The organism is Microbacterium maritypicum MF109 (assembly GCF_000455825.1).
Taxonomy (GTDB): Bacteria; Actinomycetota; Actinomycetes; order Actinomycetales; family Microbacteriaceae; genus Microbacterium; species Microbacterium maritypicum_A.
The window spans coordinates 41,026-61,322 of the sequence record NZ_ATAO01000035.1; the positions used below are offsets into that span (position 1 = coordinate 41,026).

15 protein-coding genes are annotated in these 20,297 nt (G+C 69.9%); all 15 read left to right on the plus strand.

Annotated elements, in window-relative coordinates; all coding sequences use genetic code 11:
- The first annotated feature begins 40 nt into the window (after nt 1-40).
- The 15 genes from L687_RS24705 (at nt 41) to L687_RS24770 (ending at nt 20,269) form a co-directional block, all read left to right on the plus strand.
- Nucleotides 41-1,012 carry an AAA family ATPase gene (locus L687_RS24705; protein WP_029258893.1) on the plus strand — a complete coding sequence of 324 codons (972 nt, stop codon included), beginning with the start codon at nt 41-43 and terminating at the stop codon, nt 1,010-1,012.
- Nucleotides 1,012-2,274, plus strand: a complete 1,263-nt coding sequence (locus tag L687_RS24710; RefSeq protein ID WP_021198480.1) for a DUF58 domain-containing protein — start codon at nt 1,012-1,014, stop codon at nt 2,272-2,274. Before L687_RS24705 ends, L687_RS24710 begins: the two co-directional genes overlap by 1 nt.
- A complete protein-coding gene (locus tag L687_RS0120790) occupies nt 2,271-4,667 on the plus strand; it encodes a transglutaminase family protein (protein ID WP_040569581.1) in 2,397 nt (798 codons plus the stop codon). The genes L687_RS24710 and L687_RS0120790 overlap by 4 nt, the downstream gene beginning before the upstream one ends.
- Complete coding sequence (locus L687_RS24715; protein ID WP_021198481.1) at nt 4,664-5,914, plus strand: RDD family protein; 1,251 nt, start codon at nt 4,664-4,666, stop codon at nt 5,912-5,914. The genes L687_RS0120790 and L687_RS24715 overlap by 4 nt, the downstream gene beginning before the upstream one ends.
- Complete coding sequence (locus L687_RS24720) at nt 5,911-6,726, plus strand: PP2C family protein-serine/threonine phosphatase (RefSeq protein WP_021198482.1); 816 nt, start codon at nt 5,911-5,913, stop codon at nt 6,724-6,726. Before L687_RS24715 ends, L687_RS24720 begins: the two co-directional genes overlap by 4 nt.
- Nucleotides 6,726-7,994: an FHA domain-containing protein gene (locus tag L687_RS24725; protein ID WP_021198483.1), complete on the plus strand. Its 1,269-nt coding sequence runs from the start codon at nt 6,726-6,728 to the stop codon at nt 7,992-7,994. Before L687_RS24720 ends, L687_RS24725 begins: the two co-directional genes overlap by 1 nt.
- The gene (locus L687_RS24730; RefSeq protein ID WP_021198484.1) at nt 7,991-9,619 is read left to right on the plus strand and encodes a serine/threonine-protein kinase; all 1,629 of its coding nucleotides are present in this window, start codon (nt 7,991-7,993) and stop codon (nt 9,617-9,619) included. The genes L687_RS24725 and L687_RS24730 overlap by 4 nt, the downstream gene beginning before the upstream one ends.
- A 14-nt stretch (nt 9,620-9,633) precedes the next feature.
- Complete coding sequence (locus L687_RS24735; protein ID WP_021198485.1) at nt 9,634-10,344, plus strand: hypothetical protein; 711 nt, start codon at nt 9,634-9,636, stop codon at nt 10,342-10,344.
- Nucleotides 10,341-11,660: an RDD family protein gene (locus L687_RS24740; protein WP_021198486.1), complete on the plus strand. Its 1,320-nt coding sequence runs from the start codon at nt 10,341-10,343 to the stop codon at nt 11,658-11,660. Before L687_RS24735 ends, L687_RS24740 begins: the two co-directional genes overlap by 4 nt.
- A 43-nt stretch (nt 11,661-11,703) precedes the next feature.
- The gene (locus L687_RS24745) at nt 11,704-16,224 is read left to right on the plus strand and encodes an FtsK/SpoIIIE domain-containing protein (RefSeq protein WP_021198487.1); all 4,521 of its coding nucleotides are present in this window, start codon (nt 11,704-11,706) and stop codon (nt 16,222-16,224) included.
- 43 nt (nt 16,225-16,267) lie between these two features.
- The gene (locus tag L687_RS24750) at nt 16,268-17,326 is read left to right on the plus strand and encodes a hypothetical protein (protein ID WP_021198488.1); all 1,059 of its coding nucleotides are present in this window, start codon (nt 16,268-16,270) and stop codon (nt 17,324-17,326) included.
- Nucleotides 17,327-17,493: 167 nt separating this feature from the next.
- On the plus strand, nt 17,494-17,799 hold the full coding sequence (locus L687_RS24755) for a hypothetical protein (RefSeq protein WP_021198489.1): 306 nt from the start codon (nt 17,494-17,496) through the stop codon (nt 17,797-17,799).
- 20 nt (nt 17,800-17,819) lie between these two features.
- Nucleotides 17,820-18,989, plus strand: a complete 1,170-nt coding sequence (locus tag L687_RS24760; protein ID WP_029259845.1) for a hypothetical protein — start codon at nt 17,820-17,822, stop codon at nt 18,987-18,989.
- A 39-nt stretch (nt 18,990-19,028) separates the two neighbouring features.
- Nucleotides 19,029-19,646 carry a hypothetical protein gene (locus tag L687_RS24765; RefSeq protein ID WP_021198491.1) on the plus strand — a complete coding sequence of 206 codons (618 nt, stop codon included), beginning with the start codon at nt 19,029-19,031 and terminating at the stop codon, nt 19,644-19,646.
- Complete coding sequence (locus L687_RS24770; RefSeq protein WP_136023791.1) at nt 19,646-20,269, plus strand: hypothetical protein; 624 nt, start codon at nt 19,646-19,648, stop codon at nt 20,267-20,269. The genes L687_RS24765 and L687_RS24770 overlap by 1 nt, the downstream gene beginning before the upstream one ends.
- The last annotated feature ends 28 nt before the right edge of the window (nt 20,270-20,297 follow it).

The following is a 20,297-nucleotide window of genomic DNA, read 5'->3' on the forward strand; positions in this document are numbered from 1 at the left end:
CGCGCGACACCTCTCCACGAGAACAAGGAACGACACCCTCATGACAATGACCCCCGAGCAGGCCGCCTGGTTCCAGGGCACCTTCCAGCGCCTCGTCGAGAACATCGACAAGGCCGTGCAGGGCAAGCAGGAGATCGTCGGCCTCGTGCTGGCCTCGATGCTCGCCGAGGGCCACGTGCTCCTCGAGGATGCACCGGGAACGGGCAAGACCAGCCTCGCCAAGGCGCTGGCCGCGACCGTGCAGGGCACCAGCGCGCGCATCCAGTTCACGCCCGACCTGCTGCCGTCCGATGTCACCGGCGTGACGATCTACGATCAGCAGTCGCACCGCTTCGAGTTCCACAAGGGCCCGATCTTCGCGTCGATCGTGCTCGCCGACGAGATCAACCGCGCATCGCCCAAGACCCAGTCGGCGCTGCTCGAGGTCATGGAGGAGTCGCGCGTCACAGTCGACGGCGTCACGCACGAGGCCGGTCGCCCGTTCCTCGTGATCGCGACGCAGAACCCCATCGAGCAGGCGGGCACCTACAAGCTGCCCGAGGCGCAGCTCGACCGCTTCCTGATCAAGACGTCGATCGGCTACCCCGACCTCGCCGTGACCGAGAGCATCCTCGCCGGTGCCTCTGACCGCAACCCCTCGGCCGGCCTGTCCGCGGTCATCACCACGAGCGCGGTGGCCGATATGGCCGACCTCGCCGCGACCGTGCACGTCGAGCCCGCCGTGCTCCGTTACGTGGCCGAGCTCGCCGAGGCCACGCGCGAGGACGGCGCCATCCGCCTCGGCGTCTCGGTGCGCGGGGCGATCGCGATGGTGCGCATGGCCAAGGTGTGGGCAGCGGCCCAGGGGCGCCACTTCGTGCTTCCCGACGACATCAAGGCCCTCGCCCGCCCGGTCTGGCAGCACCGCCTGCTTCTCGACGCCGAGGCCGAGTTCGCCGGCACCAGCAGCGACACCGTGATCGCCCGTGTTCTCGACGCGGTGGCAGCGCCTCAGGCCCGAGTGGCGGCCTGATGACCGCGGAGGCCCTTCCGGTGTCGACGCCGCAGATGGAGCGCGACGCCGGTTGGCGTGACATCGCGGCCGTCCTCGGTGCGCGCGCCCTGACGCGCCTCCGCAAGATCACCTCCGCCGTCCGCCCGCTGGCCTGGGTGCTGATGGCTCTCGCCGTCGGCTTCTGGGTGCTCGGCCAGACCGCCGGATGGGCGGAGTTCACCATCGCCGCCGTCGTCATCGCGATCGCCGTGGTCCTGTGCGCGCTGTTCCTCATCGGCCGCACCGCCTACGACGTCGCGCTCGACCTCGCCCGCACCCGTGTGGTCGTGGGAGAGCGCGCGGTCGGTGCCCTGACCCTCGCCAACCGCGGCACCAGGGCCATCCTCCCGTCTCGTGTGGTGCTCCCCGTCGGTTCCGGACGCGGCGAGTTCGGCATCCAGCGACTCGCGCCGGGGGAGGAGGCGGAGGAACTCTTCGCGATCCCCACCCAGAAGCGCGGCGTGGTCAAAGTGGGGCCGGTGAGCGTCGTGCGCGGCGACCCGCTGGGCCTGTTCGAGCGGGCTCACCGTCGTGACGACCCTGTCGACCTCTTCGTGCACCCGCGCACCGTGCTGTTCGACGGTCAGTCGCTCGGCTACCTGCGCGACCTCGAAGGGCTTCCCGCAGCGGATCTGTCTCGCGACGATGTCTCGTTCCACGCCCTCCTGGAGTACCAGCCGGGCGACGACCTGCGTCACGTGCACTGGCGGTCGACGGCCCGCACCGGCACCATGATGGTCCGGCAGTACGAGGAGACCCGACGCTCGCACTTCGTGATCGGGCTCTCGCGCTCGCTCGCCGACTACGCCACCGAAGACGACTTCGAGCTCGGGGTCTCGGCTGCGGGGTCGATCGGCCTGCGCGCTCTGCGCGACTCTCAGCGCGTCGACATGCGCGTGCAGGGCCGGGAGCTTCCCGCGGGCACCGGCAAGCAGCTGCTCGACTCGCTCTCGGCCGTGGAGAACAGCAAGCCGAAGGAGGGTGGCATCGCCGAGCTCGCGGGCGTCGTGGCCGCCACCATGCCGTTGGCGAGCGTGGTGGTCCTGGTCTGCGGCGCTCGGGTGAAGTCCGACGATCTCCGCCTCGCGTGCGCGCGTCTGCCGTTCGGCGCCCGTGTCCTCGTCGTGGTCGCCGACACCACGGCCTCCGCCCCGGCGCTGCGCCGCATCGGCGATGCCGACGTCGTCACGGTGGGTGCGCTCGAACAGGTCCCGCTCGCTCTGCAGAAGGTGCTCGCATGACCGGGTCCTCCGCCGCGTTCGGCGACCTCCCCCTCCGCCGTTGGATCCTCGACCTGGGAGCGACGGCGCTCCTGGTCCTCACGGCCCTCGTGGGCTTCTGGCCGACGTTCGCCGGTCCGTCGTTCCTGCCCGCCGCCATCGGTGGAATCCTGATCGGCCTGGCGATCGCGGTCATCACGACCTGGCGCCGTTGGGGCATCCTGATCATCGCGGGTCTCACGATCGCCGCGTACTTCGTGTTCGGCGGAGCCTTCGCTCTGCCGCAGACATCGATCCTCGGCTTCATCCCGACCATCGAGACGCTGCAGAAGCTCGCGCTCGGGACGGTCACCGCGTGGAAGCAGATGCTCACCACGGTCGCCCCCGTCGCGGCGGCCGACGGACACCTCGTCGTCCCGTTCCTGCTGGCGCTGGTCGTCACCACCGTGACCGCCTCCCTCGCGCTCCGGCTGTCGCAGGTGGCGTGGGCCCTGATCCCCGCCGGCGTCCTGCTCATGCTGGTGATCGCTCTCGGTACCCCGGAGCCGGCATTCCCCCTCGTCCAAGGACTCGTCTTCGCGGTCGTGAGCATGTCGTGGCTCGCCCTTCGCCAGTTGTGGGCGCCCCAGAACACGGCGATCTCCGTCAGCGAGGTCGATCCCTCCCGCGCCGCGCACATGCGCACCCGGCGTCTGCTCGCCGGGGTGGCCGTGTTGGCGATCGCCGGCGGCGCGGGGGTGGCAACGAGCGCCGTCGCGAACCCGGCGCAGCCACGACACGTGTTCCGCGACGTGATCATCCCGCCGTTCGACATCCGGGACTACCCGAGCCCCCTGCAGGCGTTCCGGAAGAACGTGCGCGACGAGGCGGACCAGACGCTCTTCACGGTGCAGGGCCTGCCCAAGGGCGCGCGCGTGCGCACCGCGGTCATGGACCAGTTCGACGGGATGGTCTACAACGTCACCGACGGCGGGCCCACCTCGTCGAGCGCCTTCAGCCCCCTGCGCTCGAACATGTCGCCGGATGCCGAGGGCGTCCCGGTGACTCTCAACGTCGAGATCGGTGCGTATCGCGGAGTATGGATGCCCACCGCGGGCGAGCTGTCCGAGATCAGGTTCTCCGGCGACGATGCCGAGCAGCTGCGCCGCGGCACCTACGTGAACACCGAGACGGGCACCGCCGTCTCCACCACGAAGCTGACGAAGGGTGACGAGTACACGGTGGATGCCGTGATGCCGAACGTACCCGACGACGAGCAGCTCGCCGAGGTGCCGTTCGGCAAGGTGTCGATGCCGAAGCCGAGCAACGTGCCGGAAGAGCTCACGGCCCTCGCCGCCGAGACCATCGCCGGTGCCGAGACGCCGATCGAACGGGTGCGGGCCCTCGAGAACTTCCTCTCCAAGGAGGGCTTCTTCAGCCACGGGCTCGAGGGAGAGGTCATCTCCCGCGCCGGCCACACCGCCGAGCGCATCTCGACGCTCGTCGGCGGGGAGCAGATGATCGGTGACGACGAGCAGTACGCCGTCGCCATGGCGCTGCTCGCCGGGCAGGTCGACATCCCCGCCCGGGTGGTCATGGGCTATTACCCCGACGAGGACAAGGCAGGCGAAGCCACGTTCGCCGCCACCGGCGACAACGTGCACGCCTGGGTCGAGGTCAACTTCGAGGGACTCGGGTGGATGGCGTTCAACCCCACCCCGCCCGAAGACCAGGTGCCGAACGACCAGAACACCAAGCCGCGCGTCGACCCGAAGCCGCAGGTGCTGCAGCCCCCGCCTCCGCCGCAGGAACCCGTCGACCTGCCACCCACCCTGCCCGACGACCGCGAGGCCGAGGACGAGAGCCTGAACCTCGCGGGCATCATCGGGGCGATCCTCGTGATCGGCGGCATCTCCCTCGGAGTGATCGCACTGCTGGCATCGCCCTTCATCGTGATCGGCGCGTGGAAGGCGGCGAAGCGTCGTTCCCGCCGCGCGGCCGCGCGCACCGCCGACCGCATCAGCGGCGGCTGGGACGAGCTCACCGACCGTGCCGTCGACTACGGCGCCCGCATCCCTCCCGGAGGCACGCGGATCGAAGAGGCGGCGGTCGTGGCGTCGTCGCTCACGGTCCCGCAGGTCACCGCCCTCGCCGAGCGGGCCGACGCCGACGTGTTCGGCCCCGCCGAGCCGAGCCCGGAGGATGTCGAGTCGTTCTGGCACGAGGTCGACGACATCGTCGGCGGACTGGGCAAGGAGGCCGGCTTCTGGAAGCGCCTCCAGGCGCGACTGAGCGTCCGCTCCCTGCTCGGCGGCACCGCCATCTCGAACGGATTCCAGAACCTGAAGGACGCGGCGGCCGTGCGCGTCCGCCGCGAACCTGGCACCATCAAGAACAGCACGACGCCCCCGTCCCCCGAGAGCGAGACCTCATGACGCAGCCCGCGCCCGACCAGATCGCGCCGGTCTCCCGTCGCGCCGTCGCCTATCTCATCGACGCCTTGATCGCCGGGGGCCTCGCGATCGTGCTCGGCGGCGGACTCCTCGTCGCCGTGTCGCTCGCCGGCAGCGTCGAGGCCGGCCTCGGAGTCCTGCTGATCGGCGGCCCCGTGGTGGGCCTGGTGCTGCTCGGCTGGTTCTTCGTCTACACGGTGATGCAGGCGGGGGCCGGCTCGATCGGCATGCGCGCTCAGAGTCTGAAGCTCGCCTCGGCCGCGGACGGGAGTCCGCTCGGCTTCGGACGCACGCTGCTGCGCAACGTCATCTTCGGCCTCGCCGCCTCCGTCGTCGTGGGGTACTTCACCCCGCTCTTCGACGGCTCCGGACGGTTCCAGGGGTGGCACGACAAGGTCGCCGGATCCCTGATGCTGGACGCGCGGGTACCGGCGCCCGTCAGGGCGGACGCCGCGGCGCCCGCTTCGGCTCCGACGGTGCGGGGAGCCGCGGTCGCGCCGGCTGCGGCTCCGACGGCGCAGGCGCCAGCGATCCCCGGTCTCCCGCAGCCGCCGGCAGCAGCCCCGGCTGCGCCCGCCTCTCCGGCACCGGCCTCCATCCCTCCGCGACCGGCCGCCCCCGCGGCGCCCGTCGCCGAGGCAGGATCGCTCATCGCCTTCGTTCCCGGCATCACGCAGGACGCCCCCGTGCGGTCCGCGCCGGCGGTGGAGCCCGAACCCGAGATCGACGCGACCATCCAGCAGCACCCGGTGGCTCCCGTCGCACCGCCTGCGCCGCCAGTGCCCCCGGTGCCGGCAGCCGCGCCTGTCCCGGACGCCTCGGCTGTTCCTGCGGCTCCCTCCTCGGCTCCCTCCTCGGCGGTCGTCGAGGAGGACGATCTCGAGGACACCAGGATCAGTGTTCCGGGGCATCGCCTCGTCTTCACCTGGGATGACGGCACGCGAGTATCCGTCTCACGACGCACGGTGTTCGGGCGCAACCCCGCTCCGGAAGAGGGAGCCACGCTCGTCCCCGTGCGCGACGAGACGCTCTCCCTCTCGAAGACGCACTTCGAGGCCGCAGCGGAGACGTCGGGCGGGTGGGTGATGGATCGCCATTCCACGAACGGCATGACCATCGTGCGCGCAGGACAGCGGATCGCCTGCCCCGCGGGGCAACGCGTGCCCGTGCGTCTGGGCGACGCCATCGAGATCGGCGACCGCATCGTCACGATCGGCGGCTACGCGTGAGGCCGGGACTCATCGTCTCGACCGGATCCGCGACGCATCCGGGGCTTCGGCGTGCGCTGAACGAGGACGCACATCTGGCGGCCGCTCCGATCTTCCTGGTCGCCGACGGAATGGGTGGCCACGAGGCCGGAGAGCGCGCGAGCGCCGCCGTGATCGCCGAGTTCGCGCGGTACATCGGACGTTCGGCGCTCGTGCTCGACGATGTCCGCCACGCGCTGTCGCTCTCGAGGGAGAGCGTGGAGGAGCTGTCCACCTCCGGCAACGGCCGCGCGGGGACCACTCTCAGCGGAGTGGTGATCGCGTCCGTCGACGGCATGGGGTATTGGCTCGCGCTCAACATCGGAGACTCGCGCACCTACCGCTTCGCCGACGGCGAGCTCGAGCAGATCAGCGTCGACCACTCCGTGGTGCAGGAGCTGATCGAGTCGGGCGAGCTCACGACCGAGGACGCCGTCTCCGATCGACGCCGCAACATCATCACCCGGGCCATCGGCGCGAGCAGCACGGGAGACGCCGACTACTGGATGTTCCCCGCAGAACTGGGCGACCGCATCCTGGTGTGCTCCGACGGACTCACCTCCGAGGTGCCGGACGCGCGCATCCGCGAGGTTCTGAACGCCGAGTCGGATCCGCAGCGGGCCGCTGATGTGCTCGTCGACGAGGCCGTCAGCGCCGGGGGCAGGGACAACATCACCGTCCTCGTCGTCGATGCCGTCTCCGTCGCCTCACGGCCGGGCACGCTGATGGCCACCGACACGGACATCGACCAGGACACACGTCCACGAGAAGCCGCAGCAGGAGGGGTTCGCTGATGCAGACCATCTACCGACCGGGACAGTGGTACCTGATCGTCATCCCGGGAGCGCTCGTCGCGCTGCCCCCCGACGTCCCGGGCGATGTCGTCGCGCGGCTGTGGGAGCGGATGCCGGAGGAGAAGACGCTCGCGACGGTCGTCGATGTGCTCACCGCACACGCGGGAGGCTCGTTCACGTCGCTGCCGTCCTTCGTCGCCGCCGTCGCCGAAGGTGCCGATGTGCGCATCGCCCTGCGAGGCGCGGTCTCCGCCCAGGTCGCGACCCCGACCGACTCGTTCGAGCTGTCCGGCGCTGAGGTCACGACCTGGAACGAGCGATTCCTCGGCGGTGCGTCGAAGATCGAGATCACCGTCGAGGCCCCGACCGACGCCGACGGCCTGCCCGTGCAGAGCGGCATCGTGCGTGCCGCGGCCGTGAGCGCCGAGCTCGAGCCGAGCGACGCCGATCCGCTCACCTCCGTGCTCGGGCCGTCGCCCGTGGTCGGCGCCGTGCTCTCGGAACCGGCTCTGCCCGAGGCCGTCGCCGCCGAGCCGGTCGTGCCGGAGCCCGAAGCGGAGCCCGAGCCCGCACCCGAGCCGGAGCCCGCACCCGAGCCGGAGCCCGCACCCGAGCCGGAGCCCGCACTCGAGCCGGTCGTGCCGGAGCCCGAGGCCGAGGAGCCGCTTCCCCTCATCGAAGACGCCTTCCTGCCGCCCACGGAGGTGACGCTCGCGCCACCGGTCGACGACGACTTCGACCAGCTGTGGGGTGCCACCGTGCACTCGGTCGGCGGGGCGGCACCGGTGGTGCCGGTCCCCGTCGAGGGCGACCACGACGGCGCCACCGTCTCGGCAGCGGACCTCCGTGCTCTCCGCCAGCAGCCGCCGGTCGCGAACGACGCGCCGACGGAGGTGCTCGATGTCGCGCCGGCACCGGCCGTGGCCTCGGTCGGCCGCATCCGGCTCTCCACCGGTCAGGTGGCCGCCCTCGACCGCACCGTGATCATCGGGCGCCGGCCGCGGTCGACACGTGCGAGCGGGGCGAACCTCCCGCACCTGATCGCCGTCGAGAGCCCCCAGCAGGACATCTCACGCAGCCACCTCGAGGTCAGGCCGGAGGGAGACACCGTGGTGGTCATCGACCTGCACACCACCAACGGGTCCACGCTCCTGCGCCCGGGCGCCGACCCCGTGCGGTTGCACCCCGGGGAGCAGACGCTGGTGCTCTCCGGCGATGTCGTCGACCTCGGCGACGGCGTGACCGTCGCCTTCGAGGATCTCCCGTGACGCGTCGCCCGTCGCCGCCGCCGGATCTTCCCGGCTTCACCTATGTGGAGCCGTTGGGCACCGGTGGCTTCGCCGACGTGTTCCTCTACGAGCAGGAGATGCCTCGCCGCCGCGTCGCGGTGAAGGTCCTGCTCGCCGATCGCATCTCGAGCGGCGCCGCGCAGGAGTTCGCCGATGAGGCGAACGTCATGGCCATGCTCTCGACGCACCCCGCGATCGTCACGATCTACCAGGCCGGGGTCGCCGGCGACGGGCGCCCCTATCTGGTGATGGAGTACTGCCCGCGGCCGAACCTCCAGCTGCGCGCACGGAAGGACCCGTTCTCCGTCGCCGAGGCTCTCCGGGTCGGCGTGCAGGTGGCCGGCGCTGTCGAGACGGCGCACCGCGCAGGCGTGCTGCACCGCGACATCAAGCCCGCCAACATCCTCGTCACCGAGTACAACCGGCCGGCGCTCACCGATTTCGGCATCGCGTCGACGACGGGCGCGACGGGTGAGGCGTCGGGCATGTCGATCCCGTGGTCGCCACCGGAGTCGTTCGCCGAGCCGCCCCAGAGCGGGCCGCGCACGGACGTGTGGGCGCTGGGGGCGACGCTGTACACCCTGCTCGCCGGACGATCACCGTTCGAGCGCCCCGGGGAACGGAACTCCAGTGCCGACCTCATCGAGCGCATCGAGCGCGCCGCCCTGCCGTCTCTGAAGCGGCCGGACTCCCCGGAGAGCCTGCAACGACTCCTCGAGCGCTCGATGGCGAAGAATCCCGACGATCGCTTCCCGAGCGCCGTGGCGTTCGCGCGAGCGCTGCAGAAGGTGCAGATCGAGCTCTCCCACTCGGTGACCCCGATCGACATCGTCGACGATCACCCGCCGGCGGAAGACCTCGACGACGACGGCGACGGTCTCACCCGGGTGCGGGAGATCGTCAGCATCGATCCCGACATGGCCTCGTTCACCCGCCCGTCGGCGACGACGCAGCGGAAGGAGCCTCCGGCCGCGCTGCAGGGGGTGCCGCGCTTCGACGCGCCGGTCGCCCAGGAAGCGGCGGTCGAGCAGACGCAGCTGCGCACGCCGTCTCCCGTTGCTGCACCTCCGACCGTGCCGGGCGCCGACGACCGGACCATCGCCCGTGCGCCGATGGTCGTGGCCCCGGACGCCGCCGTGCCGCTGACGATGGTTCCCGGAGTCCCCGTCGAGGCCCCGGTCGCACCCGAGCCGCCCCGCAGTCGGAAGGGGCTGTGGATCACCCTCGCCGCCGCGGGAGTCGTGCTCGTGATCGGCGGCATCGTCGGACTCAACCTCCTGGTCGCGGGTATCGCGCCCGAACCGCAGGAGACCGCGGAAGCCGTCGATCCGAAGGACGTCGGAACGGACGTGGTGCCGAAGGTGACGGAGCTCGCCGGGACGCGACAGGGCGAACAGGTGGTCTTCACCTGGACGAACCCGAGCCCGCTCGACGGCGATTCATACATCTGGACCCCGGTGGCGGTCTCGGGCGAGGTCGATCCCCAGCAGACGCCGGATCCGACCGCCACGGTGCCCGCCGCGGCGGGGACCGTCTGCATCGACGTGATGCTGCGACGCGACGACGGGCGCGCGTCCGAGACCGTGCGGGGGTGCGTGGAGTGAGTGGTGAAGGCGGCGTGACCGTCGAGTTCGCGGGGGAGTACTTCCCGATCCGTCGGGGCGGGCGGTTCATCGTCGGGCGCGAGGGAGATCTCGAGCTCGACGACAACCTGTTCCTGCACCGGCACTTTCTGGAGATCACCGACGCCGACGGGTTGTGGTGGCTGTCGAACGTCGGCACGCGACTCACGGCGACCGTGACCGATTCGGCCGGTGGCGTGCAGGCCTGGCTCGCTCCCGGTGCCCGCCTTCCGCTGGTCTTCGAGACCACGACCATCGTGTTCAGCGCGGGACCGACGACCTACGAACTCACCTTGCATGCGGCGGAGCCGACGTTCCGTGCGACCAGGCGCGAGCACGACGACGGGGGTGCCTCCACGATCGGCGACGTCCCGTTGACCCTCAGCCAGAAGCTCCTCATCCTCGCGCTGGCGGAGCCGCAGTTGCGCAGGGACGGTACGGGTATGAGCGAGATCCCGACGTCGGCGAAGGCCGCGGAGCGCCTCGGCTGGACCGTCACCCGCTTCAACCGCAAGCTCGACAACGTGTGCGACAAGTTCGACCGGATCGGTGTGCCCGGAATGCGCGGCGGACAACGCAGCTTCGCGACCAACAGACGTGCGCGCCTGGTGGAGCACGTGATCGCGTCGCGACTGGTCGGCAAGAGCGACCTGCCGTTGCTCGACACCGCGCACGCCGTCGACGAGGTCGAGGGAGAGCAGGAGTGATCTGGGAGATCGACGACCACGCTCCCGAGGTCGAAGGGCTCGACGCGCACGGACGCCCGGATCCCGCGTACGCGGAGGCCCTCGGTCTCCGCACAGCAGGGCGAGGGCCGCGCGTGCTCGCCGCGCTGATCGAGTGGGCGGTGGCCGTGCTCATCGCGCTCCCGGCGATCATCGCGCTCACCCCGGTTCTGGCGCAGGTCGTGGCAGGGCAGTTCGACGCCGAGAAGTTCTTCGCCCGCGGTGACCTGGTGTGGCTCATCGTCGCGGCAGCCGTATCGCAGGGCTTGATGATCGCCTATATCGTCGTCCAGCTCGTCCTGCACGGACGCAAGGGAGTGACGCTCGGCAAGGCGATCTGCGGCATCCGCTCGGTGAACGTCCGAACCCTCGAGCGCCCCGGTTTCTGGCGCGGAGCCGTGGTCCGCTTCCTCCTCGCCTACGCCTCGTTCATCGTCCCGGTCATCGGTCCGGTGCTGGTGATCATGCTCTCCCCGCTGTTCGACATCGAGAGGCGAGGACGCGGCTGGCTCGATCTCGCTGCCGCGACCTGGTTCGTCGACGTGCGCGGCGGGTTGAATCCCTACGATGCGAAACGCATGCGCATCGCGCGCAAGCGCGTGAAGACGCCCGAACACGAGGAGAAGGCTCCGCTGCCGTCACTGGCGACGCCGGTGCATCGCGACGCGCCGGCCGAGTACGTCCCGAGTGCGCGCCTTTCCGGAGGCGTCATCGGTGCGCACCGCTCGGCCGCGGCGGCTGCGACGGAGCAGGCAGAGCCATCTGGAGCCGGCTCCATGGTGTCGGCGGCGCCGCCGTCGCTCGCGACGGGCGCACCGGCTCCGGCAACGTTCTCCCCGGCTCCCGCCCCGGCGCCCGCTCCGGCTCCGGTCCCCGCTCCGGCACCGGTCGCGGCGCCCGCCCCGCCCGCGGCGGAACCGCCCGCCCTTGCAGCACCTGCACCTGCGCCTGCTGCTCCCGCACCCGCGGGCGTCCGTGCGATCCTCGTGCTCGACACGGGCGAGCGCATCGAGGTGCGCGGCACCACGCTCTTCGGGCGGTCTCCGAGTGCGGCCGCCGGCGAGGGGGAGGCGCTGCTCGTGCCGGTGATCGACGACACTCGCTCGGTGTCCAAGACGCACATCGCGGTGATGCCGGCTCGACGAGGTGTCTTCGTCGTCGACCGGGCGTCGACCAACGGCAGCGCGATCATCCGGGGCGGTGCGGAGACGGTCCTCCCGGCCGGACACCCCGCCGAGCTGAAGACCGGCGACACGGTGCGCTTCGGCGACCGGTCCCTCCAGGTGGAGTGGGCATGACCCTGAGTAGTGAGATGCGCCCTCGGCGCGGTGAGGACGAGCGATGAGAGTCAAGCTGACCCTGCGTCGACCCGCAGCACCCCTGACCGATGTGGTCGTGATGGCCGACTCGACGGCGACGATCGCCGACGTCGCGCGTCAGATCGCCACGACCGACCCCGCACGCAGTATCGCCGCGGCTCCGGCCGACGTGCTCACTCTCTCGGTGGCGCCGCCGACCAGCGAGCAGCTCACCATGCTCAACCCCGACCTGCTCGTCGGTGACGCTCCGATCGGCTCCGGCTTCCTCGCCGAGGTGGTCAACGTCGGCCCGAACCGGGTATCGGTGGGAGGAGCCGGCACGCGCCCGGCCGCCGTGCTCACGGTCGTCGCCGGTCCCGCCGCGGGCCAGGAGTTCCCGCTGCCGATCGGTCACTTCCTGATCGGCCGTGATAGCGCGAACGACGTCACGATCGCTGATCCGCTGGTCTCGAAGCGGCACGCTCGTATCGAGGTCGCCGCGACCTTCGTCGAGCTGGTCGATCTGAACTCGGCGAACGGGATCCTCGTCGACGGCGGACTCGTGCAGCGGCTCCGCGTGATTCCCGGACAGAGCTTCGCGCTCGGCGACTGCGAGTTCGTCGTGCACATGGTGAGCGACTTCGACGGATCGGCCAGCGGCGACCCGGTGCTCGAGCGCGGGGGTGCTCTGATGTTCAATCGCAGCCCCCGCGTGGAGGAACGGTTCACGGGGCAGGAGCTGGATGAACCGCGCTACCCACGCGACCAGCCGTCTCGGCTCTTCCCCTGGCCCATGCTCGTCGCGCCGATCCTGTTGGCCGTGACGATGTTCAGCATCACGCAGCGTCCGGCCTCTCTGCTCATCGCCGCCGCCTCCCCGATGATGATGTTCGGTAACTTCATCTCCCAGAAGACCAACATCGGTCAGCGTCTGCGCAAGGAGGCGGAGTCGTTCGAGGAGCAGTTCGAGCGGCTCGAGGAGACGCTCTACCACTCGCACCCGAAGGAGCGGGAGGTGCGGCAGAACGAGGTTCCCGCCGTCGCCGTCGTGTTCGATGAGGCGATGCGCCTCGGACCCCTGCTGTGGACGCGTCGACCGGAGCACTGGAATTTCCTCGCCCTGCGCCTCGGCGTCTGCGAGAGCGAGGCGCGCACGCGCATCAAGCGCACCGAGACCCCGGAGGCGCTCGTCGAGTACGTCGAGCGCGTCGACCGCCTCGAGGAGCGGTACCGGATGATCGACGACGTCCCCATCCTGGAATCGCTCCAGAGCGTGGGATCCATCGGCGTCGCGGGGCCGACGTCGCTCGCGAGCGATGCGCTGCGCGGGATCGCGGTGCAGCTGTTCGGTACGCATTCCCCCAATGAGCTGGTGACCGTCGCCCTCACCGAGCCGGGCTGGGCGAACGAGCTCGACTGGCTCAAGTGGCTGCCGCACACCTCGAGCGAGCGCAACCCGTTCAAGGAGATGCCCCTCGCCGATTCCGCCTCGACAGGCACGGCGCTGCTCAGCGGCCTGGAGGAGATCGTGCTGCGTCGCTCGCGGGAATCGAAGTCCGCGCGGCCGCCGTACGGCGCCGACTGGGATCCGATGCGCTACGGGACCGACGTCAAGCGGGCAGCAGAGGACGCGACGTTCCCCGGCCAGACGGCCATCCTGGTGATCATCACGAACGACGCTCCCGTCGACCGGGCGCGACTGACCCAGATCCTCGAACGCGGCGCCGACGTCGGCGTGTACGCGCTCTTCGTCGCTCCGGTCGTCGAGGCGCTGCCCGCCGCGTGCCGCACGTTCGTCGATGTGAGCGCCGGCCTCGCCGATGCCGTGGTCGGTACCGTCCGCAGCGGCGTGGACTACCGCGGGGTGCAGGTCGAGGGCGTCTCGCACGCCTACATGACCATGTTCGCGAAGCGCCTCGCCCCGGTCGTCGACTCCAGCACGGTGATCGAGGATTCCTCCGACATCCCGAACTCCGTCAGCTTCCTCTCGCTGGTGGGCAACGAGGTCGCCGAGGATGCGAGCGCCGTGATCGACCGGTGGCGTCAGAACAACACCATCATCGATCGCTCCGGTGCTCCGCAGTCCCGACTCAAGAAGGCCGGAAACCTGCGCGCCATCATCGGGCAGTCGCAGACCGACGCGATGACCCTCGACCTGCGCTCCCAGGGGCCGCACGCGCTCGTCGGCGGGACGACCGGTGCCGGCAAGAGCGAGTTCCTGCAGGCGTGGGTGCTCGGCATGGCCGCGGCCCACAGCCCCGATCGCGTCACATTCCTCTTCGTCGACTACAAGGGCGGTTCCGCGTTCGCGGACTGCGTCGACCTGCCGCACACCGTGGGGCTGGTCACCGACCTGAGCCCGCACCTGGTGCGTCGCGCCCTCACCAGCCTGCGCGCCGAGCTGCACCATCGCGAGCACCTCTTCAACCGCAAGAAGGCGAAGGACCTCCTCGAACTCGAGAAGCGTCGCGATCCCGAGACGCCACCGGCCCTGGTGCTGGTGATCGACGAGTTCGCCGCGCTCGCCGGAGAAGTGCCGGAGTTCGTCGACGGCGTCGTCGACATCGCCCAGCGCGGTCGTTCCCTCGGCATCCACCTGATCATGGCCACCCAGCGCCCCGCGGGCGTCATCAAGGACAATCTGCGCGCGAACACGAACCTGCGCGTCGCGCTGCGGATGGCCGATGAATCCGACTCGAAAGACGTCGTGGACGATCCGGTGGCGGCGACGTTCCCGCCCTCGCTGCCCGGACGCGGCATCGCGAAGACCGGTCCGGGTCGCCTCGTGCCGTTCCAGTCCGCCTACGCGGGCGGGTGGACGACCGATGAGGCGCAGGTCGCCGAGGTCAAGGTCGCCGAACTCCGCTTCGGCTCGATCCAGACCTGGGAGGCCGAGCAGGCTCCCGAATCCGACGCCCACGATGAGGATCTCGGACCCAACGACCAGAAGCGCATCGTGGCGACACTCGTGAACGCGGCACGCGAGGCCCGCATCCCCGCGCCTCGGCGTCCGTGGCTCGACGACCTCGAGGGCGCCGTCGATCTGCGCGACCTCCCGGTGCTCGGCGACGGGCAGGTGCTGCTCGGCAAGATGGATGTCCCGGAGCGGCAGCTGCAGGAGCCCGCGTACTTCCATCCCGACAAGGACGGGTCGCTTCTCGTCTACGGGACCAGCGGATCGGGCAAATCGACGGTCCTGCGCACGATCGCGATCGCGGCGGGTTTCGAGCCCGCGCATTCGAACGTCGAGGTGTACGGCCTCGACTTCGGATCGGGTGCGCTGAAGAGCCTCGAGATGCTGCCCCACGTCGGCTCGATCATCTCCGGCGACGACTCCGAGCGCGTGCAGCGCGTGCTGCGTTCGTTGGCCGCCGTGCTCGACGACCGCGGCAAGCGCTTCAGCGCCGCCAACGCTTCCAGCCTGACCGAGTACCGGGAGATCACCGGAAAGGATGAGGCCCGCATCCTGATCCTGATCGACGGGTTCCCGCAGTTCCGCAGCGAGTGGGAGTCGACCACCGCGCGGATGCCGTTCTACCAGACGTTCATGCGCATTCTCGGAGAGGGGCGCCCGCTGGGCGTGCACGTGATCGCGAGCGCCGACCGTTCGGGCTCCGTGCCCACCGCGGTCAGCGCCAACGTGTCGCGGCGCGTGGTCCTGCGGCTCTCCGACGAATCCGGGTACGCGATGCTCAACGCGCCCAAGGACGTGCTCGACGAGCGTTCGGCTCCCGGTCGCGCGATCGTCGACGGGCGGGAGACGCAGATCGCGACGCTGGGCGGCACCCCGAACGTGGCTGAGCAGACCAAGCTGTTGGAACAGCACGCGACGGCTCTGCGCGCGGCCGGGGCGAGGGAGGTGCCGGAGATCGGCGCCCTGCCGACCCGCCTGTCCGTGCGCGATCTCCCGGATCGTCTGGGCGAGTTCCCGGTGCTCGGCGTCGCGGAGGACACGCTGGCCGCACGCGACTTCGACCCTGTCGGCACCTTCGTGGTCGCCGGTCCGCCATCGTCGGGCAAGACCACCGCGCTCAAGGGGATCATCACGTCGATACGGCGGTTCGACCCCGAGGTCAAGCTGTTCCACTTCGGCGGTCGCCGAGCCCAGCTCAAGGGCTACGTCGACTGGACGCGGAGCGCGGTCACCCCGGAGGACGCGAAAGAGCTCGCGAAGGAGATCGCCGAGATCGCCGTCGACGAAACCATTCCGGTGCGCATGCTCGTCATCGTCGAGGACGTGCCCCAGTTCGCGGACGGCCCCGCCGAACGCGAGATGAAGGCGCTCTTCCAGGCGATCAACCGGAGCGATCACCTGCTGGTGGGCGACGCCGACGTCACCCAGGTGACGAGCGGCTTCGGATTCATCGGCGACTTCAAAGCCGGGCGCAAGGGCATTGTTCTCAAGCCGGATGCGTTCGACGGCGATGCGATCTTCAAGGTCCCGTTCCCCAAGGTCAAGCGCACGGATTTCCCGGACGGTCGAGGCATCTTCGTACAAGCGGGACGCCAGGTCACGGTACAGCTGCCACTCATCGAAGGAGACACATGGACGCCAGTCCGCTGAGCGCGAGCGCGCACACGCATCGGTTCCGAAGGAGGGGCGAACGATGACGGTCACCTTCGACGACGCCGCGCTGCGCGCGCGCGTGGATCCGGTGCGTGCGCGGCAGGAGAGCCGTGAGCGTGTGACGAGGGAGGGGCGCCGGTTCGGCGTGGTGCTCGGTTCCGGCTGGGTCGTCTTCCAATCGGTCGTGCTGGTCGTCGGCGCCGGTGCACTCGCGGCCCTGGCCGTCGTGGCCGTGCAGTTCATGTTCGGTGCCGACGGCGCCGATCTGACGACCGTCGTTCTGGCTGTGCTGATGGTGCTGCCGCTCGCGGTCGGCCGCATCCGATCCCACCTCCGGGGTCCGCGCGAGCGGGAGATCGAGGAGTACCGCCTCGAGCAGTTCACCGCGGCGAACGGACTCACCTATAGCACCGGCGAACTCGACCCTGAGCGGCCGGCAGCGTTGTTCGGAATCGGCACCTCGCGAGTCGCCAGCGACATCGTCTCCGGCCCGTCCCCGCGCCCGTTCGAGGCCGCGAACTACTCGTTCGACACCTGGGTCGCCCGCGCGCGCATGCCGCGGGTCGCGAACTACGTCGAGTTCGCGCTGACCGGCTCGCTGCCGCCGATGGTCCTCGTGACCAAGTCACCCGCAGTCGCGGCATCCGGATGGGAGCCGACCGCGCCGCAGGAGCGCGTGCAGATCGAGGGCGACTTCGCCGCGCGCTTCGAGGTCTTCACGACGCGGGCGACGGAGGAGCCGGTACGTCATCTGCTCTCTCCGGACGTGCAGGCGGCACTGACGGCGGTCGCCGAGCGGTGCGACGTCGAAGTCGTCGGCGACCGGGTCTACGTCATCGCCCGACGGCACCTCCCGATGGCTGAGCCCGCGTACTGGGAGTGGATCGAGGATCTCGCCGCGCTGGTGTCACTGCTGGAAGTCCGCGGACGCGCGGAGCAGACGGCGGGTGTCACGGAGGCGGATCCTGCTCGTCGCACGCGGCGGGAGGCTTTGTTCGCCGCTCCCAAGGGCGGGCGGGCGGCGGCTGTCGGCTGTCTCGTCCCGCTTCTCGTAGGTCTCGTGGCCGCCGCCCTGATCACCAAGATCACGACGGGCTAACAGCGACGGGTCACCCTGGGATGGGGAGTTGTCCCCATCGACCGAAGGGTGATTCTCTTCGTAGAGTTTGCATAGTCGGGGCGATCAGATCGCCGCGACGGACACTTTCAGGGGGCCGGCTCCGCAGCCGGTCCCTTCGATCTGAACGTTTCATGAGGGGGACGGACGTGGGTGACGGCGTCAAGCTGAAGTACGGAGATCTCGAGCCGTTGCAGACCGAATTGAAGAACATCATCGAGGAGTTCGAGCACGCCGGTTCGCGCAGCAACGATCTCGAGAGCGCCGTGGGCTCACCCTACGGCGAGCGTGCGCTGCGTGATGCGGCATCCGACTTCGAGGGGCGCTGGGACGACCGCCGTAAGCAGCTCATGGATGATTGCAAGACGGTCGAAGAGTACGTGGCTGCGGTGATCAAGGGATTCCAGGATTTCGACCGTGACGCCGCATCCAAGTCCGAGAACAGCGGAGGCTGACCGTGTACGAGTACATGCCCATGACCTCGCCGGCGGGTCACCCGATCGGCGCTCTGACCGGTGATGTGGAGGCGATCCGCGATCGGGGGAACTCGCTGCAGGATCTCGCGAACGCGATGAGCAACTCCGCGACGCTGCTGCAGCGCCTCGTCGACAACGGCGCCGACATGCAGGGCGAATCCGTCGACAAGCTCGCCGAGATCTCCGGAAAGATGCACGCCGAGCTCGGCCGCGCAGCCGACCTGTACGACGCCGTCGCGCCGCACATCGTGCAGTATGCGTCAGACCTCGAGACCTCGAAGGCCGCGATCGATCCGATCCTCGACGATCTCGAGACACTGTGGGCGACGTATCAGCAGAAGAAGGATGCCGCATCGTCGGCGGCTGCGCAGAGCCCCGACTATCCGACGGGCGCGGATGCCGACGACGATCAGGCGCGGCAGGCGGCGGAGGACGCGCGTGACGACGCAGCCGAGGCCGCATCGGGGGCGGCGAGCAGCGCGCGCGGCGACTGGGATGCGCGTGCCGGTGACTACGATCGCGAGTGGAACAGCTGGCACACCGCGTTCACCAACGCGGCCAGCAACATCCGTGAAGACACCTCCGACAAGATCGAAGACGGCTTCTGGGACAACGTGGACGGCTTCCTGCAGTTCATGTCCGACTTCCTGGCCGTCGCCGGCATCGTTCTCGCCGTGCTCGCGATCATCGTGGGTGGCCCGATCATCGCCGCCCTCGCCGCCATCGTCGCGGTCGCCACGCTGATCGTGGCCGTCGCGCGGTTGGCGAGGGGCAAGGGGTCGGTCATCGATGTCGTTTTCGGTGTCATCGGGGTCATCCCGCTGATCGGTCCCGCGATCAAGTTCGCGCGTGGTCCGATGGCGATGATCCGCGGCGCGGATTTCGGTGCCGACGGCATGCGGTTCTTCAACGCCGTCGCCGGGCGGGCTCCTCTGAGCACGCTCAGCCAGATCCGCGGCGGATTCACGACGGGCTTCGGCGAGTTCTCCGCTCGACTGTTCACGGGCAACGGCGCCGCGTCGTTCGCCGCGCAGATGACGGGGGTGCAGACGCTCGACATGGTGGGCAACGTCTTCGCTTCGCATTTCGCGATCGCCGGCGGTATCAAAGACAGCGCGGGCGGTGCGTGGTCGGGCACGTTCGACCCGGATCAGAATCCGTTCTCGTGACCGACAGCGACGCGAGTCGCCCCATGGAAGACTGAGACGATGAGCAGCCTGCGCGCGGAACTGACGGGAAACTCCGGAACGATCATCCCGCCCTACCGGATGCTCCTCCCTCCGGGATGGGAGGCGTTCGACCTCAGCGAGGCGACCGAACGCGACCTGATCCGTCGGGCGGACGCGCGCCTGCGGGGTGCGCAGAACACGACTTTCGGGCCCGTCCTCGCGGGAAAGGTGCACGAGGCCCTCGAGGGACTGCGGGCACGCCAGGGCTTCGCGTATGCCTTCGCGGGAGAGGCGGCGCCGTCCTGGGCGATCGGTGCGGCGACCCTGGTCGGGCTCAAGCGTTCCTCGACGCCCGAAGCGACGCTGGAGCAGCTCGTCGAAAGCGCGATCCGCCACCACGCCGGCATCGCCATCGGTGAGGGTCAGCGCATCGTGCGGTGGACCGAGCGCCGTGAGGTGTCCCTCGACGGGGAAGACGTCGCGTCGCTGCTGATCAACTACCTGATCCCGATTCCGGGAACGAGGCTCACCGAGGCGGTGCAATGGACGGCCACCGTGACGCATGAGGCCGACCTTCCCGCCGATCACCCGAACCTCACGCTCTGGACGGCACTGTTCGACACCCACGTCAGCACCTTCACATGGACGGTGCGCTGATGGACCTCGCCCTCTCGTACGCGCCTGATCGCATCATCCCGATTCCTGGCGAACGACTCTCACCGCAAGAGCAGGTGACGTGGGCGCGTCAGACGGCGGAGGACTTCGCTCGCGATGCCGGTGCGCACTCCACGGTCGCGGCGCAGATCGAGACCGCCCTGCTCGCGGTGGCGGCGCAGGCCGACGATGACCGAAGGCTCCTGCTCGTCGTGGGCGTCGATGGCGGGGTCGTCGCACCGCTGATGATCTCTGTGATCACGCATGAACTCTCGCGTCAGGAGCAGGCGGACTTCCTCTGGTCGAGCACCGCGATCCTGCCCGTCACGCCGAGACTCACCGAAACCGACGCACTCGGCACCGGGTTCTCCTCCACCCTCGCGCAGCGGGAGAACGGTCTCGACTTCGCGACGCGCCGCTGGATCTTCTTCGGTGAGGGTACGACCGTGTGCGCGATGCTCGGTCCTGTCGTGCCCTACGGGATGGCGTTCGTCGAGCCGTTCGCCGAGGCTGTTCTCACCACTGCTTCGCTCAGCGATTTCGTCCCGCGGTCCGACCCCGAGCGTCTCGAAGAGCTCGTCTCCGCCGTGGTGCGCCCGGGGGACGACTGGGTGCTGAACGGCTGACCCCGCCCCGACACGCATCGAGCCCTGT

Excerpts from the sequence above, each read along its gene's own strand:
- L687_RS24705 (WP_029258893.1), top strand. The coding sequence starts at position 41 with ATGACAATGACCCCCGAGCAGGCCGCCTGGTTCCAGGGCACCTTCCAG.
- L687_RS24710 (WP_021198480.1), top strand. The coding sequence starts at position 1,012 with ATGACCGCGGAGGCCCTTCCGGTGTCGACGCCGCAGATGGAGCGCGAC.
- L687_RS0120790 (WP_040569581.1), top strand. The coding sequence starts at position 2,271 with ATGACCGGGTCCTCCGCCGCGTTCGGCGACCTCCCCCTCCGCCGTTGG.
- L687_RS24715 (WP_021198481.1), top strand. The coding sequence starts at position 4,664 with ATGACGCAGCCCGCGCCCGACCAGATCGCGCCGGTCTCCCGTCGCGCC.
- L687_RS24725 (WP_021198483.1), top strand. The coding sequence starts at position 6,726 with ATGCAGACCATCTACCGACCGGGACAGTGGTACCTGATCGTCATCCCG.
- L687_RS24745 (WP_021198487.1), top strand. The coding sequence starts at position 11,704 with ATGAGAGTCAAGCTGACCCTGCGTCGACCCGCAGCACCCCTGACCGAT.
- L687_RS24750 (WP_021198488.1), top strand. The coding sequence starts at position 16,268 with ATGACGGTCACCTTCGACGACGCCGCGCTGCGCGCGCGCGTGGATCCG.
- L687_RS24760 (WP_029259845.1), top strand. The coding sequence starts at position 17,820 with ATGACCTCGCCGGCGGGTCACCCGATCGGCGCTCTGACCGGTGATGTG.
- L687_RS24765 (WP_021198491.1), top strand. The coding sequence starts at position 19,029 with ATGAGCAGCCTGCGCGCGGAACTGACGGGAAACTCCGGAACGATCATC.
- L687_RS24770 (WP_136023791.1), top strand. The coding sequence starts at position 19,646 with ATGGACCTCGCCCTCTCGTACGCGCCTGATCGCATCATCCCGATTCCT.